Genomic DNA, 14,808 nt, shown 5'->3' with positions numbered 1-14,808 from the left:
ATTACACTGCCATCCAGCTGCACCATTTGAGTGCAAAGGATGGAACAGTGACGCCACAAGAAATCAGCACAGCGCAGTTAGCGGCCCAGATCACCGCCCAGCTGACCACAGCAATAATGCTGCTGGACAGTCAGTTACATATCCGTTATTTCAATACAGCCTGTTGTGCGGTGTTGGGCCTGGGCGAAAAACGTCTGTCTGAACAGTATTTTCCTGAGCTATTTCAGCATATTGATATCAGCACTGAGCATTTTGCCGGTGCCATTGCCGCCAAGCAGGGTTTTAGTGTCAGTGATGTACAGGCTGTGCTGGCTGACGGCCGCCATTTATTGCTGGATATCAGTGTCACCATCAGCGAACGGCCAGCCGGTTATTTACTGCTTGAGTTACGCCAGGTAGATCAGCAACGTAAGATTAGCCTGGAAAGCCTGCAACAACATCAGCATTTAGCCGCGCGGGAGTTAATCCGTGGCCTGGCGCATGAAATAAAAAACCCGCTGGGTGGCTTAAGGGGCGCTGCACAATTACTGGAAGAATCGCTGTCCGATGATTTAAAGGAATACACCCAGCTGATTATTGCCCAGGCCGACCGGTTACGTAATTTAGTCGATCGGCTGCTGGGTCCCTATCGGGCGGCACAGCGGATCAACAGCAACCTGCACCAGATGATAGAACAGGTGCGGCAGCTGGCCCTGATGGACAACCCTTCCGCTGTACAATTCAGCCGCGATTACGACCCCAGCATCCCTGATTTTGCTTTCGACCCGGAATTATTGCAGCAGGCGTTGCTTAATATAGTACGCAATGCCCAACAAGCGCTGGAGCACACGTCAGAGCCGGCAATCTGCCTGCAAAGCCGTGTACTGTATCAACATACCCTGCATGGTAAGCGCTACAAACTGGTTGCCATGATCAGAGTGACTGACAATGGTCCCGGTATCCCTGCCGGGATCCGCGATACCTTATTTTACCCTATGGTTAGTGGTAAAGCCGGCGGCACCGGCCTTGGTCTCTCCATTGCCCAAACCCTGATCCATCAACACGGTGGCTGGATCGACTGCGACAGTTGGCCAGGCCACACCGAATTTACGTTGTACCTGCCTATTGCCGACACTGAGGATTGAATACATGAGTCATACTGTGTGGATTATTGATGACGATAATTCTATCCGTTGGGTGCTGGAAAAAGCACTGGCCCGAGCGGATATATTATGTGAAAGCTATGCTTCTGCCGATTTAATGTTACAACGGCTCGAATATGACCAACCCGCGGTAGTGGTATCGGATATTCGTATGCCGGGCACTGACGGCATGGCGCTGTTAAGTAAGTTGCAGCAGCTGGCACCAGAGCTGCCGGTAATTATCATGACTGCGCATTCCGACCTCGACAGCGCCGTCAACGCTTTTAAACGCGGTGCTTTTGAGTATCTGCCAAAACCTTTTGATATTAATGATGCCGTAGCCCTTATCAGCCGGGCATTGGAGCATGCTAACTCACGCCGGCCGACCGCAAAATCACAGGCCCCCGCCCTGTCGCCGGAAATTATTGGTGAAGCGCCTGCTATGCAGGAGGTGTTCCGCGCTATTGGCCGCTTAGCTCGATCCAGCATCAGTGTATTGATCAATGGCCAGTCTGGCACCGGTAAAGAACTGGTTGCCGGCGCGCTGCACAAGCACAGCCCACGCTCAGAGCAACCTTTTATCGCGTTAAATATGGCCGCGATCCCGAAAGATCTCATTGAGTCTGAACTGTTTGGCCATGAAAAAGGCGCTTTTACCGGCGCCAACAACTTACGTAAAGGTCGCTTTGAACAAGCCGATGGCGGCACCCTGTTTCTGGATGAAATAGGCGATATGCCGCTGGATGTGCAAACACGGTTGCTACGGGTATTGGCCGACGGCCAGTTTTATCGCGTTGGCGGTCATCAGGCTATTGGTGTTGATGTGCGCATTATTGCCGCTACCCATCAAAACCTGGAACAGCTGGTGCGCGAAGGTAAGTTTCGTGAAGATTTATTTCACCGTTTAAACGTGATCCGCATTCATTTACCCATGCTAAAAGAGCGCAAACAGGACATAGCCAAACTGGCGCAACATTTTTTACTGCAGGCAGCACAAGAGTTGAATGTTGAGGCAAAAACCCTGACAAAGGACGCCGAGCAACTGCTGACACAGCTGGACTGGCCCGGCAATGTACGCCAGTTAGAAAACACCTGCCGCTGGTTAACGGTAATGGCCAGTGGCAAACAAATTGTGCCAGCGGATATGCCGCCCGAGCTGATGACACCCGCGAAAAGCCCGTCTTTACTAAGCAATGGCATGGCAAGCAGCTGGCAGGAATTGCTGGCCAACTGGATTAGCCAGCAACTTAATGCTGGTGCAGAAAACATTCTGGCTGAAGCTGGGCCGGAGTTTGAACGCACTGTATTGCAGCAGGCATTGCAATACACTCATGGCCATAAGCAAGAGGCGGCCAGACGCCTGGGCTGGGGCCGCAACACGCTGACGCGCAAACTTAAAGAGCTGAATATAGAATAGCGGGCACAACACCCGCTACTGTTATTTTTGTTAACTGCTGTGGCGGGCCGCAGCTTTGTTTTGCCAGCGTTTGGCAGCATTCGTTTTAACCTGTTGCCGCTGTTCATCGTTGAGTATTTGCAGGATTTGGTGTCGCAATTTGATCCGGCTTAACTGCCGCTCAACTCTGTTGTCTTGTTGTTGCTGTAATAACAGACGCGCCTGCTGTTCATCAAAATTGTCAGCCTGCATCAGCGTTTGCATTTGCTCGCGGCTGGCTGTTTTTGCCGCCCGCATCTCTGCACGATACTGCTGCATCAGCTGTTTAATCTGCGATTTTTGTTCAGGCTGTAAGTCAATATCTGCCAGCAAATGTTGCAGTGGCCCTTGCCGGCCAGCGTGCATTGCTTTACCGGCATGTTGTTTATCTGCATGGCGCCCGGTATCGGCAATAACCGGCGCACTAGCTGTAGCGGCAGCCACTACGGCTGCAGTGAACATCAGGGTAGATAATTTCATTAGGCAAACTCCTCTGTTTGGACATTGACAGCTTAAACCCTGGATTGCAAAGCAACGCAAAGGCCGGGTAAAGATTCTGTAAAGCAGTGTTGCCCAGCGCTGACATTGGGTAAACTCGGCATAAAGAAGGAGACACTATGCCTGCAATTCTGATGATTGATGACGACACCGGTTTGTGTGAACTGGTAGCGCAATATCTGGCACTGGACGGTTATGAATTCAAAGCGGCACATGATGGCCGCCAGGGCTTGGAAATGGCCACACAAGGCAATTATCAGCTTATTCTACTCGACATTATGCTACCTGGCATGGACGGCCTAACCGTACTGAAGCATTTACGCGCCGACGCTCACTATTGCCCTGTACTGATGCTGACAGCCCGCGGAGACGACGTCGATCGTATTGTCGGCTTAGAATTAGGTGCCGATGATTATCTGGCCAAGCCGTTTAACCCGCGTGAATTGGTTGCCCGCATTAAAGCCATATTGCGCCGGGTAGAGCTAACCAGGGCCCCCGCTGGCGAACAAACAGTATTTAATTTAAACAGTGTTGTACTTAACACAGCTAACCGTCAACTAAGCTGCAATGGTCAACCTGTTGCTCTTACGGCAACTGAATTCCAGCTACTGGAGCAACTGATGCGCCGCTCCGGCGAAGTTGTGACGAAAGATGAGTTAAGCCTTGAGGTGCTGGGTAAACGGTTGCAGATGTATGACCGCAGTCTGGATATGCATATTAGCAATATCCGTAAAAAGCTGGCGCAGTTTAGTACCGATGAAAAAATCCAGACGCTACGTGGTAGCGGCTACTTATTCATAGCAGGTGATTAATGCACTGGTTAGCCCACCTTAATCCATTTCGTTATCTGGCCGGCCGCATTTTCATCTGGTTTTGGCTGGTGTTGCTCAGTGCGGTGTTTGTAACCCTGGCAATGTCACGTGCGCTGACAGAGCGCACTGAAATACGTCGACTGCCGGCATCGATAGTTGCACAGGTGCAGCAACAACTGCAAGGCTTTAGCAACAGCAAAAATGCCAATCAGCTGATAGCTCGCTTACAGCGCGCCAGGCCCGATCACTGGTTAGTCGTAGATGCCCAAACCAATACGGTTCTTACTCCCGGCTTGCTGCCAGCGGCCTTCGATCAGCATTGGCTTACCGAACTTTCACGGCTGGAAAAACCACGTTGGCTGCGCCATGACAACATCTCGCTGGCCGGCCCATTTTTACTAAACCTGGATGGACACACTCTGGCGTTGTACCAAAAGCGCGAGCGCCCCGCCAGGCCCTGGTGGCATTTAACCCAGGTTCCGCAGCAAGTATTGTTGCTGTTTACCTTGCTGATTTCTGCGGTGGCCAGTTTTGTGCTGGCAATATCAATTTCCAGACCGCTGCGCGAACTGCTGCAGCGTAATTTGCAGTTTGCTGACGGCCAACTCAACAGCCGGGTTACCGGGCTGATAAAACGTAAAGATGAACTGGGTTTACTCGGCCACAGCTTTAACACTATGGCCGAGCGAATCAGTGGTTTACTGACCAATCAGCAACGACTCATACGCGATATTTCGCATGAATTGCGCTCACCACTGGCCAGAGCCCAGCTGGCATTGGGTTTGACAGAACGCACAGGCACCTTGCAACAGATCCCAAGGATCAGCCAGGAGCTGGAGCGGCTTGATAGCATGCTGGATGAACTGCTGACATACAGCAAACTGGATGCCGGCCAATATCAACTGAATAAAACAGCGGTTAATCTGAACGAGCTAATGCAGGAACTAACAGAGCTGAACCAGGTAGAAGCCGATGCCAAACAGCAACAGATTAACATCCTGACAAGCGGGCCACTGAGCCTTATCGCCGATCAGCGCTTACTGGGGCGTGCCATTGAGAATGTGCTGCGTAATGCCATTAAATACAGCCCGCAGGGCGGTGAAATACGCTGTCAGTTGCAGCAACAACCCGGCCGGGTTTTGCTTCAGATTTGTGATCAGGGGCCTGGCATTGCCAACGATAAACTGCAGGCCATTTTTGAACCTTTTTATCGCGTATCCGACAGCCGTGACAACCAAAGTGGCGGCACAGGTCTGGGCCTGGCTATCGTGGCACAAATTATCCGCCAACATGGTGGCAGCGTCAGTGCGGCCAATCGTAGCGAAGGCGGCCTTTGTATCAGTCTTCAGTTGCCGTTAAACTAGCAGACTGATCAGTAACACAAGGTGTGGTATTTTGACGACAGTTGCCTTCCTGCCGCTGGAAACTTTGGGTACAGCCCAAGCTATATCTGCCAACTGGCGCGACAGATATCTGCCGCTGTGGCAGTCTATGCAAAGTGGAGTACTAACCACGGCAGATAAACTGCAACTGCGCTATTACTGCCACCGTTCAGAGCATGCACAACAGGCCATAGTTATAAGCCCAGGACGAATGGAGCTGGCGCTAAAATACGCCGAACTGAGTTTTGAACTGGTTCAGTCCGGTTACAGTGTCTATATACTTGACCACCGCGGTCAGGGGTTGTCGCAGCGTGAGCTGCGCAATCCGCACAAAGGCTATGTCAGTAGCTTTCAGCAATACCAGCAAGACCTGGCACACTTTATTGACCATGTCGTTGTGCCGGCCGGGCATAAGCGTCATATCGCCTTAGGCCACTCGATGGGCTGCGCGATATTGGCCGGCTATATGCAATCACATCCGCACCCGTTCAACGCGGCCATTCTCGCGTCGCCGATGCTGGGTATTTATACCGGCCTGGTACCTTACCGGCTGGCGTTGTCGCTGGCAGTGGCATTTGGCGCCATTAACCGTACTTGCAGTGCTGAACCCTGGTATTTCCCCGGCCAGGGTAACTATGCAGAAAAAGCATTTGAGCACAATCCGCTAACCAGTTGCGCAGAGCGCTTTCAATGGCTGATGCAACTATACCGTGACAACCCTGAGGCACAGCTAGGCGGAGTTACCACCAGTTGGATAAACGCGGCCATCCACGCTATGGCGCATATACAATCGCAGGCGCAACACTGGCAGACGCCGCTGTTACTGCTGCAGGCAAGCGCCGACAAGGTCGTTAGTAATCATGCGCAAAACCTGTGGTTTGCAAGGCTCCCAGACTCGGTGTTAAAGCAAAAAGTCGCATTAGCTGAGGCCCGGCATGAAATTTTTATGGAATCAGACAATATCCGTCAGCAAGCTTTTAATGCTATTAATCAGTTTTTACAGCAGCTGCCAACATAACTCTGATTTTGCTACACTAGCGCCCTGCCATTATGGAGTCAGTCATGTTAGATGTAGTATTGTTTGAACCTGAGATCCCACCTAATACCGGCAATATTATCCGCCTTTGTGCCAACACCGGCTTTAAGCTGCATTTAATTGAGCCTCTGGGGTTTGCCTGGGACGACAAGCGCATCCGCCGCGCCGGGCTGGATTACCACGAATTTGCTGAAGTGCAACGCCATGCTAATTTTGCTGAATTTATTGCCAGCGTAGCCCCGAAACGGCTGTTTGCCTGCACCACTAAAGGCAATACCCGGCACAGCGACGTTAGCTACCAGGCCGGTGATGCTTTACTTTTCGGCCCAGAAAGCCGCGGTTTGCCCGCAGAGGTACTGCAACAGTTACCTGTTGCCCATTGGTTGCGGATCCCAATGACAGCAAACAGCCGCTCGATGAATTTATCCAATGCTGTTGCGGTATTTGTTTACGAATCCTGGCGCCAACTCGATTATCCGGGTGCCCGTAACCTGTAAATGCGGTTTGCAATACCTGATACAGTGCAGCTATAGTTATTGCTGTTGAGCTCGATAACAAGGATGTCGAAACTATGCCACCTCTGCGCTGGTTGTCTTGTACTGCCTGCTTGTCAGTGCCTAAGGCACTGGCAAATCAGACAATTCAGGACAATATTGTATTGACCGCCGGTTCCTCTGCGGCCATTCTGACTGGCGTCGCTTTAGCGTTATTGCTATTTGGCATTGTTTCTTTATCCATCTTTAATCAGAAACTACGGCGCCAAAACCGTAGTCTGCTAAGCAAAAACCGGTTACACAACGCTTTTTTACAGCAATCAGAAGACTTTATTGCCATCCTGGCGTCAGATCGCAGTAGCCGCTTTATTAACCCGGCTTTGGCTGCCCGCTTAGATAGCACTACAACAGCATTGAACTCTGACTTACCGTTGTACGTTAAAAACGACAGTGCGGTGCTACTGTTATCAGATCTTGACCTGAGCAATGGCTGGCACGGCGAAGCCTGGCTGCAAACCAACAGTGGCAGAATACCGCTGTCAGTGGCAATAACAGCCCCGCTGCAGCCAGACGCTAAGCACCTGCTGCTTGGCCGTGATATCAGCAACTTGTTGCAGCAGCAACAACAAAACAACAGCAATGTGCTGTACGACAACGCTACCGGTTTATACAGTCCGGTATTAATGACCGAGTATTTACATACGTTAGTTCAGATCAGCAATACGTCGCATCTGCCTTTTGCGGTGATGCTGGTCAGACTCAACAAATTACTGCAACCGGCGGCGGTTGCCCCGGTGTTTGATTTACAAAAAGCGCTGGTGCAGCTGGCCAACCGCATGTCAGATGTGGTGAGCCAGGGTTGTATCGTTGCCCGCTACAGTGTTGATACCCTAGCCATTTTGGTTCCGCAGCACCTGTGCCAGGATAATACAGAGTTACAGCTAAACCGGTTAGGCCACAAAATCTTAAAACTGGCAGAGCTCACCGCAACTGCGTCCGGCGGACCAGTACAAACCACCATAGGTATCAGCGTATTTTCGACAGATTCTGATTCCGCCACTGAATTAGTGCTTGCCGCTTCAGCCGCTTTGGTTGAAGCAGCCAAAGCCGGCCACAGTCGCATGGCGTTTGCAGATGCGCCCTTTGCCCATCGCGGCAGCGAATATCAGGCGTTAGAATCTGAGTTACAAAAAGCGATCACGCAAGATGAATTTGAACTGTACTATCAACCACGGATCAGTATCGGCAGCAACCGGGTGGTAGGCTACGAGGCGCTGTTACGCTGGCACAATCCACGGCGCGGTATATTGTTACCGCAGCACTTTTTGGCTATTACAGATGAAAGTGGCCTGACAATACAACTGGAGCGGCTGGCATTTAGCAAATGCTGCAGCCAGTTGCAGCTGTGGCGTAAAACAGATATCAACCGTGGCCGCATGGCTTTAAATATTTCGGCGTTAAGCCTGCAACAATCCGACTTTGTCAGTTACCTCAACGAGCAACTGGCTGCCTTTGCCCTAACCGCAGACATGTTTGAGTTTGAACTGGATGAAGACACGCTGCTGCAGGCCGATGAGCAAGTACAGGCAACCTTACAGCAACTGGCGCAGCTCGGGTTTTATCTGACCCTGGATAACTTTGGTGAGGGCATGTCGTCACTGTCAGTATTGCGCCAACAGCCGCTACACAGCGTAAAAATTGCGCCGGCGTACATCAAAGAAATGGAGCATAACGAGCAACAACGTAACATCACCGCCAGCTTGATCCGGCTGGCGTCGTATTTGCATCTTGATGTAGTGGCCAGTGGCATAGAAAATGAAATGCAGGCTTACCTGTTACATGTAATGGGTTGCGATATTCTGCAAGGCCATTTATTTAGCAAAGCTATTCCTGCATCAGACATACCGGCGGTGCTGGCAAAAGAGAACCGCCTGGTGCGCAAGGTACTAAATTAATTTAACTGACTTCGTCACGTTTCTCGCGGCCCAGCAAATCTACTGCCGCCAACTTAACGTCTTTGTTTTGATACAACACCTGGTATATTTGCTCGGTGATCGGCATTTCTACCCCCACGCGTTGCGCCAGATTATATACTTCGCGGGCGTTACGGTAGCCTTCTACCACCTGACCAATTTGCGCCATCGCTTCATCAACGGCAGTGCCCTGCCCCAGCAGCAAACCAAAACGCCGATTGCGCGACTGGTTATCGGTACAGGTTAACACCAAGTCACCCAGCCCTGCCATGCCCATAAAGGTGTCTTTTTTGGCACCCAAGGCACAGCCCAGCCGGCACATTTCTGTCAGGCCGCGGGTGATCAATGCGGTACGAGCATTGGCACCAAAACCAATACCATCGGCCATACCGGCACCGATAGCAATAACATTTTTTACCGCACCACCAAGTTGCACACCGATAAAATCGGGGTTGGTATAAACGCGAAAACTTTTGGCACAATGCAGTAAGTCTGACAATTCCTGAATAAAGGCGTTGTCGGTAGAGCTAAGTGAAATGGCTGTTGGCATTCCCATGGCCATTTCTTTGGCAAAAGTCGGGCCGGAAAACACCGCTAATGATACCTTGTCGCCGAGGATATCATGCGCGACATCCTGCAACAGTCGGCCGGTCTCTGGCTCCAGCCCTTTGGTTGCCCAGGCAACACGGGCGTCGGCACGCAAAAAAGGCTTAATTTGTTGCAGCGTTTCGGCAAAAGCATGGCTGGGAACGACCAGCAATATATCCCTGCTACTGGCCACCGCTGCGGCTAAATCAGCGGTCAGCTGCAATGTGTCAGGTAATGTGATATTCGGCAGGTATTTTTGATTCAGCCGTTGCCGGGCCATATCAGCCATATCCTGCGCATTGCGGCCCCACAGCGTAATGCTATTACCATTACGTGCCAGGCAAATAGCCAGGGCAGTGCCATAAGACCCTGCCCCCAGTACTGCTATCGCGGCAGCTTGCATGCGTTAAGCGTCTGCTTTAACAGCTTGAGCTTCGGTCTGACGGCGCTGCACATATTGTGCAAACAGCGCATCAAAGTTTACCGGCGCCAGGTTCAGTTGTGGGAAGGTGCCACGGTTAACCAGGTTTGACACGGCTTCACGTGCATACGGGAACAGTACGTTAGGGCAAAATGATGCCAACATATGTGCCATTTGCGCATCTTCTAATTGACCAATAGAGAAGATACCGGCTTGTTGTACTTCACAAAGAAAGGCTACTTCGTTTTCAACAGTAGTGGTAACCGTTAGTGACAACACCACCTGAAACGTATTGTCTTCCAGTCTTTCGCTGCGGGTGTCTAAATCCAGCTTCACTTCCGGCTTCCATTCTTTGCGGAAAATAGCTGGCGCATTTGGCGCTTCAAACGAAATATCTTTAACAAAAATACGCTGAATTGCGAATTGTACACCTTGCTGCTCAGTTGCAACGCCGTTTGCTTGTTGTTCGGCCATGATAATACCTGTAATAAAATTATGAATTTAATAACGGATCGAGTTTCCCGCTGACATCTAACGCCAGCATGTCATCACATCCACCTATGTGGCGCTCACCAATAAAAATTTGTGGCACTGTGGTTCTGCCACCGGCACGCTCGATCATCTCGGGGCGCAGCTCTGGCTGCTCATCAATACGGATTTCCTGATAGCTGACGCCTTTATTATCCAGTACGGATTTGGCGCGAACACAATAAGGACAATACGCTTTGGTGTAAATAGTCACATGCGACATCATTACCTCTTCGATTTCACTACCGGCAAACTGGCACCGGTCCAGCTGCCCATGCCGCCCTGTAACACTGATACAGTGGTAAAGCCTTGCTTTAACAAACTGGCCGCAGCTTTTTGTGCATTGATACCAGCCTGGCATACCAGAATAATGGGCTCAGCTTTGTGTTTTTCAAGCCCTGCCAGCTGTTGTTTTTCAATATCTGCCAGGCTGATGTTACGCGCCGCGGTAATATGGCCTTTGTTATAGTCGGCTTCGGGGCGAATATCGACGACCTGGGCATTGTGCCGGTTAACCTGTAGCGTAAGCTCGGTTGGGGTAATTTGTTTTACCGCGGAAAATAGTGATTTTATCCAGCTGGCAATCAGCATGATAAACAACACCACCCAAATAGCGCTTAAAATAGGATGATTACTGAAAAACTCAATGTACTGCTGCATAGCGTCTCTGCTTATTATCGAAGTAAAAACCAGCGCAGAGTATACTCAGTTTAATGGCTAAAAGCAGCATTGTAATGGCAGGCGAATATTGTTCAGGGCTGGAGAATTGTACAAATTGCGGTAAGATAGTCGCCGTTTTCGCCTTCTTTTATTCTGATATGGAGTTCTCATGAGCAGTCGCAAAAAACCTTTGGTGTTATTAATTCTTGATGGCTGGGGCTATCGTGAAGAAAGCAGTAATAATGCCATTGCGCAGGCCAATACCCCGATCATGGATAGCCTGTGGCGCGACTACCCGCACAGTTTAATTTCAGGCTCGGGCCTGGATGTCGGTTTGCCAGATGGCCAGATGGGCAACTCTGAGGTTGGCCATGTAAACCTTGGCTCTGGCCGCGTGGTGTATCAGGATTTTACCCGCATTACCAAGGCGATTAGTGACGGCGATTTTTATACTAACCCTGTACTGCAGGGTGCGGTACAGCAAGCCAAACAGCAAGGAAAAGCGGTACATCTGATGGGCTTGTTATCGCCAGGTGGCGTACACAGCCATGAAGATCACTTACTGGCGATGATAGAGTTAGCCGAGCGTGAAGGCGCAGGCCCGATTTACCTGCATGCATTTTTGGATGGCCGTGACACGCCGCCGCGCAGCGCCAAAGCGTCGCTGGAAAAAATACAGGCGCATTTTGCCCGTACCGGCAGTGGTCAAATTGCCTCGGTTATTGGCCGCTACTATGCGATGGACCGTGATAAACGTTGGGACAGAGTACAGCAGGCCTATGATCTGTTAACCCAGGGCAAAGCAGAGTTTCATGCCGACAATGCGCTGCAGGCGTTAGACATGGCCTATCAACGCGACGAAAATGATGAGTTTGTAAAAGCTACGGCCATAATACCTGCTGGCGCCAGCCCGGTGCAGATGCAGGATGGCGATGCGTTAATCTTTATGAATTTTCGTGCCGACCGGGCCCGCCAGTTTAGCCGGGCCTTTACCGATGACAACTTTAGCGGTTTTAACCGCCAGCACCGTCCTGCTCTTGGCAGCTTTGTTATGCTTACCGAGTATGCCGCCGATATAAAAGCTCAGTGTGCTTATCCGCCACAAAGCCTGAACAATGTACTGGGTGAATGGTTAGCCAAATTCGGCAAAACCCAGTTACGGATTTCCGAAACCGAAAAATATGCTCATGTTACCTTTTTCTTCAGTGGTGGCCGCGAAGATTTATTCGACGGTGAGCAGCGCATTTTAATCGACTCACCTAAGGTGGCTACCTATGATTTGCAACCGGAAATGAGCTCTGCCGAGTTAACGGACAAGCTGGTTGGCGCCATTCACAGCGGTGATTTTGACGTGATTATTTGCAACTACCCGAACGGTGATATGGTTGGCCATACCGGTGTAATGTCGGCTGCAATTAAGGCAGTTGAGGCTGTTGACAGCTGTATTGGCCGGGTTGTAGCTGCATTGCGGGAAGTGGGTGGCGAGTGTCTGATCACCGCAGATCATGGCAATGCCGAAATGATGCTGGATACCGATTCAGGTCAGGCGCACACGGCTCACACCAGCGGCCCGGTACCTTTAATATATGTTGGCCGCGACGCGACGGTAACCGAAGGCGGCATTTTAAGCGATATAGCGCCGACTATGCTGCACCTGATGGGCTTAGCTATCCCGGAAGAAATGACCGGCAAAATACTGTTGCAGCCTAAGTAATGCCCACTAATTTGTTTTCACTGCTGTGCTGTAGCCTGCTGGCTGCACTGGCGCTAAGCCCGGCGCTGGCACAGCAGCAACAAGAGCAGGAACTGGCCAAGCTGCAGCAGCAAATTCAGCTGACAGAACGTCAGCTAAAACAGCAGCAGCAACAACTGGAGCAGGCCGAGCAGCAATTGCAGCAGTCCGATCGCGCCCTGGCGAAAGCGTCAGCCGCAATGCACAGCACTGAGCAGCAACGGCAGCAACTGATCGGGCAGGAACAAAAGCTCAACCAGCAAAAAACCGAACTGCAGCAACGCTTGGCACAGCAGCAGCAGTTATTGGCTTCGCAGTTAAAAAGTGCCTACAGTCTGGGCCAGCACGACTACAGCCGCATGCTGTTAAATCAACAAGATGCCGGCAAACTGGAACGGGTGTTAAGTTATTACCAGTATTTCAACAGCGCCCGTTTGGCGCAACTTAAGCAGCTCAACGAAACCATCGCCGAACTGCAGCAGGTGCTGGCGGAACTTGCCGACAAACAGCAACAACTCGCCGATACGCTGCGTACCTTGCAACAGCAGCAACAACAACTGCAGAGTGCCAAAGCCAGCCAACAGCAAGCGTTAGCCGCATTACAAACAACCTTAACGCAACAAGGCCGCCAGTTGGATTATCTGCGCCAAAACGAAGCCAGCTTGCAGGCCACACTGGAAGAGCTGCGTAAACGGGCGCAACAAAGTCTCGAACTGGCTGGCCTGAGTGGCCAAAAAGGCACGTTAAATTGGCCGCTTAAAGGCACTTTACTGCAACGATTTGGTGAAAGTCGCCAGGGCGGTATGTCATCGCGTGGTATTCTGATCCAAAGCAGTGAAGGCGCAACGGTGCATGCCATTGCCGATGGCCAGGTCATTTATGCCGACTGGCTAAAAGGCTATGGCTGGGTGATAGTGCTGGATCATGGCAATGGCTACATGAGTTTGTATGGCCACAACCAGAACCTGCTAAAACAACCCGGTGCCCGCATCAGCGCCGGCGAAGGCATTGCATTGGCCGGTATGAGTGGCGGCCAGGCCAGTGCTGGCTTGTATTTTGAAATACGCAATAAAGGCGAAGCGGTTAACCCTTTGCAATGGTTAAACAAATCAAGATAAAAAACATAATGCCATCACCAAGGCTTGCACTTATACTGATGACAATGGATTTCAACACAAGCGCCGGACGCAACTGAGAATAATAATATCGTGCGACTATTTACTGCTTTAGCAATTAGCCTGCTGAGCTTTGCCAGCCCCAGCTTTGCTGACACACCGAAAATTGCCATCATCATTGATGATATCGGCTATCAGAAAGCCGATTTAAAACTGATAGATCTGCCGTTTCCGTTAACTTTTGCGGTACTGCCACACACGCCTTATGGCAATAAAGCGGCAAAACATGCTTTTATGCAGCAAAAAGATATTATGCTGCATATGCCAATGCAGGCAAGTAACGGCAAAGCGCCAGGCCCCGGCGCCCTGACCGGCGAAATGAGTAAGCAACAAGTACAACAAACGCTGCAAGCCGCTCTGGCCGACATTCCCTATGCTATTGGGATAAATAACCATATGGGCAGCCACTACACGGAGTTAGCCGAGCCAATGGCCTGGACCATGGAGTATTTGCGCAAGCGACATTTGTTTTTTGTAGACAGCCTGACCACAGCAAAAAGCCAGGCCGGAAAATACGCCCGCCAGTACGGTGTGACAAACTTAAGCCGGCAAGTGTTTTTGGACAACGATCAGAACGAAGCGGCCATTGCCAGACAGTTTGAAACCTTGCTGCGTATTGCCCGTAAACGCAACAGCGCTATCGCCATTGCGCATCCGTACCCTGAAACCTATAGCTTTTTGCGTAAACAACTGCCTAAATTGCAACAACAAGGCATACAGCTGGTTAGTATTTCTCAGTTGTTACCGCAGCACCACGATGTTATTGCAGCCGGCTTTACAGCACCGGCGGTGTCGGCGCCGCAGTAAGCCGCTATTGTCTGCCGCTAGCTGCAGCAAAAAAACACCCGGCAAAGGCCGTAATGCCGATCAGATAAAAATTTTTCAGATCAGTTGACCGATCCAGAGGCTGGTATATAAAGGCCTACAGAATAACTTCTGTAGGCCTTTTTTAT

The 14,808-nt window shown here is 50.8% G+C and carries 15 protein-coding genes; 10 read left to right on the top strand and 5 right to left on the bottom strand.

Features of this window, described 5'->3' with window-relative positions:
* The first annotated feature begins 47 nt into the window (after nt 1–47).
* Together glnL and glnG are read left to right on the top strand one after the other, a co-directional pair.
* Nucleotides 48–1,124: a nitrogen regulation protein NR(II) gene (glnL, locus tag MN202_RS02215; RefSeq protein ID WP_335734458.1), complete on the top strand. Its 1,077-nt coding sequence runs from the start codon at nt 48–50 to the stop codon at nt 1,122–1,124.
* Nucleotides 1,125–1,128: 4 nt separating this feature from the next.
* A complete protein-coding gene (gene glnG / locus MN202_RS02210) occupies nt 1,129–2,538 on the top strand; it encodes a nitrogen regulation protein NR(I) (RefSeq protein WP_335734457.1) in 1,410 nt (469 codons plus the stop codon).
* 30 nt (nt 2,539–2,568) lie between these two features.
* On the opposite strand, the gene MN202_RS02205 is transcribed toward glnG, so the two are convergent.
* Entirely contained in the window at nt 2,569–3,036 is a 468-nt protein-coding gene (locus MN202_RS02205; RefSeq protein ID WP_335734456.1) for a Spy/CpxP family protein refolding chaperone, read from the bottom strand.
* A 137-nt stretch (nt 3,037–3,173) separates the two neighbouring features.
* On the opposite strand from MN202_RS02205, the gene MN202_RS02200 reads away from it, so the two are divergent.
* The 5 genes from MN202_RS02200 (at nt 3,174) to MN202_RS02180 (ending at nt 8,733) form a co-directional block, all read left to right on the top strand.
* Nucleotides 3,174–3,866, top strand: coding sequence for a response regulator transcription factor (locus tag MN202_RS02200; RefSeq protein WP_335734455.1), 693 nt, complete (start codon nt 3,174–3,176; stop codon nt 3,864–3,866).
* Complete coding sequence (locus MN202_RS02195) at nt 3,866–5,230, top strand: ATP-binding protein (RefSeq protein ID WP_335734454.1); 1,365 nt, start codon at nt 3,866–3,868, stop codon at nt 5,228–5,230. Before MN202_RS02200 ends, MN202_RS02195 begins: the two co-directional genes overlap by 1 nt.
* A gap of 31 nt (nt 5,231–5,261) precedes the next feature.
* Nucleotides 5,262–6,266, top strand: a complete 1,005-nt coding sequence (locus MN202_RS02190) for an alpha/beta fold hydrolase (protein ID WP_335734453.1) — start codon at nt 5,262–5,264, stop codon at nt 6,264–6,266.
* Nucleotides 6,267–6,310: 44 nt separating this feature from the next.
* The gene (gene trmL, locus MN202_RS02185; protein ID WP_335734452.1) at nt 6,311–6,781 is read left to right on the top strand and encodes a tRNA (uridine(34)/cytosine(34)/5-carboxymethylaminomethyluridine(34)-2'-O)-methyltransferase TrmL; all 471 of its coding nucleotides are present in this window, start codon (nt 6,311–6,313) and stop codon (nt 6,779–6,781) included.
* Between the two features lie 74 nt (nt 6,782–6,855).
* Nucleotides 6,856–8,733, top strand: a complete 1,878-nt coding sequence (locus MN202_RS02180) for a GGDEF domain-containing phosphodiesterase (RefSeq protein WP_335734451.1) — start codon at nt 6,856–6,858, stop codon at nt 8,731–8,733.
* A 1-nt stretch (nt 8,734) separates the two neighbouring features.
* Here MN202_RS02180 and gpsA read toward each other — a convergent pair whose 3' ends face one another.
* From gpsA to MN202_RS02160, 4 genes are read right to left on the bottom strand one after another with little or no spacing between them, the layout of a single operon-like run.
* Complete coding sequence (gene gpsA, locus MN202_RS02175) at nt 8,735–9,742, bottom strand: NAD(P)H-dependent glycerol-3-phosphate dehydrogenase (RefSeq protein ID WP_335734450.1); 1,008 nt, start codon at nt 9,740–9,742, stop codon at nt 8,735–8,737.
* 3 nt (nt 9,743–9,745) lie between these two features.
* The gene (gene secB, locus MN202_RS02170) at nt 9,746–10,234 is read right to left on the bottom strand and encodes a protein-export chaperone SecB (RefSeq protein ID WP_335734449.1); all 489 of its coding nucleotides are present in this window, start codon (nt 10,232–10,234) and stop codon (nt 9,746–9,748) included.
* Nucleotides 10,235–10,253: 19 nt separating this feature from the next.
* Nucleotides 10,254–10,511 carry a glutaredoxin 3 gene (gene grxC, locus MN202_RS02165; protein WP_335734448.1) on the bottom strand — a complete coding sequence of 86 codons (258 nt, stop codon included), beginning with the start codon at nt 10,509–10,511 and terminating at the stop codon, nt 10,254–10,256.
* A 2-nt stretch (nt 10,512–10,513) separates the two neighbouring features.
* On the bottom strand, nt 10,514–10,948 hold the full coding sequence (locus MN202_RS02160) for a rhodanese-like domain-containing protein (protein WP_335734447.1): 435 nt from the start codon (nt 10,946–10,948) through the stop codon (nt 10,514–10,516).
* A 169-nt stretch (nt 10,949–11,117) separates the two neighbouring features.
* Between MN202_RS02160 and gpmM the strand changes: the two genes are divergently transcribed.
* The 3 genes from gpmM to MN202_RS02145 all read left to right on the top strand — a co-directional run bounded on the left by gpmM (nt 11,118) and on the right by MN202_RS02145 (nt 14,662).
* A complete protein-coding gene (gene gpmM, locus MN202_RS02155; protein ID WP_335734446.1) occupies nt 11,118–12,662 on the top strand; it encodes a 2,3-bisphosphoglycerate-independent phosphoglycerate mutase in 1,545 nt (514 codons plus the stop codon).
* Nucleotides 12,662–13,798 carry a murein hydrolase activator EnvC family protein gene (locus MN202_RS02150; RefSeq protein ID WP_335734445.1) on the top strand — a complete coding sequence of 379 codons (1,137 nt, stop codon included), beginning with the start codon at nt 12,662–12,664 and terminating at the stop codon, nt 13,796–13,798. Before gpmM ends, MN202_RS02150 begins: the two co-directional genes overlap by 1 nt.
* A gap of 90 nt (nt 13,799–13,888) precedes the next feature.
* On the top strand, nt 13,889–14,662 hold the full coding sequence (locus tag MN202_RS02145) for a divergent polysaccharide deacetylase family protein (protein WP_335734444.1): 774 nt from the start codon (nt 13,889–13,891) through the stop codon (nt 14,660–14,662).
* The last annotated feature ends 146 nt before the right edge of the window (nt 14,663–14,808 follow it).

Origin of the sequence: Rheinheimera muenzenbergensis (assembly GCF_036984005.1) — a bacterium.
Taxonomy (GTDB): Bacteria; Pseudomonadota; Gammaproteobacteria; order Enterobacterales; family Alteromonadaceae; genus Alishewanella; species Alishewanella muenzenbergensis.
This window is presented reverse-complemented; position numbering and strand designations above follow the sequence as displayed.

What these genes read in the sequence shown, in the direction of transcription:
- glnG (WP_335734457.1), top strand. Translation starts at nt 1,129, where the DNA reads ATGAGTCATACTGTGTGGATTATTGATGACGATAATTCTATCCGTTGG.
- MN202_RS02205 (WP_335734456.1), bottom strand. Translation starts at nt 3,036, where the DNA reads ATGAAATTATCTACCCTGATGTTCACTGCAGCCGTAGTGGCTGCCGCT.
- MN202_RS02200 (WP_335734455.1), top strand. Translation starts at nt 3,174, where the DNA reads ATGCCTGCAATTCTGATGATTGATGACGACACCGGTTTGTGTGAACTG.
- MN202_RS02195 (WP_335734454.1), top strand. Translation starts at nt 3,866, where the DNA reads ATGCACTGGTTAGCCCACCTTAATCCATTTCGTTATCTGGCCGGCCGC.
- trmL (WP_335734452.1), top strand. Translation starts at nt 6,311, where the DNA reads ATGTTAGATGTAGTATTGTTTGAACCTGAGATCCCACCTAATACCGGC.
- MN202_RS02180 (WP_335734451.1), top strand. Translation starts at nt 6,856, where the DNA reads ATGCCACCTCTGCGCTGGTTGTCTTGTACTGCCTGCTTGTCAGTGCCT.
- gpsA (WP_335734450.1), bottom strand. Translation starts at nt 9,742, where the DNA reads ATGCAAGCTGCCGCGATAGCAGTACTGGGGGCAGGGTCTTATGGCACT.
- secB (WP_335734449.1), bottom strand. Translation starts at nt 10,234, where the DNA reads ATGGCCGAACAACAAGCAAACGGCGTTGCAACTGAGCAGCAAGGTGTA.
- grxC (WP_335734448.1), bottom strand. Translation starts at nt 10,511, where the DNA reads ATGTCGCATGTGACTATTTACACCAAAGCGTATTGTCCTTATTGTGTT.
- MN202_RS02160 (WP_335734447.1), bottom strand. Translation starts at nt 10,948, where the DNA reads ATGCAGCAGTACATTGAGTTTTTCAGTAATCATCCTATTTTAAGCGCT.
- gpmM (WP_335734446.1), top strand. Translation starts at nt 11,118, where the DNA reads ATGAGCAGTCGCAAAAAACCTTTGGTGTTATTAATTCTTGATGGCTGG.
- MN202_RS02150 (WP_335734445.1), top strand. Translation starts at nt 12,662, where the DNA reads ATGCCCACTAATTTGTTTTCACTGCTGTGCTGTAGCCTGCTGGCTGCA.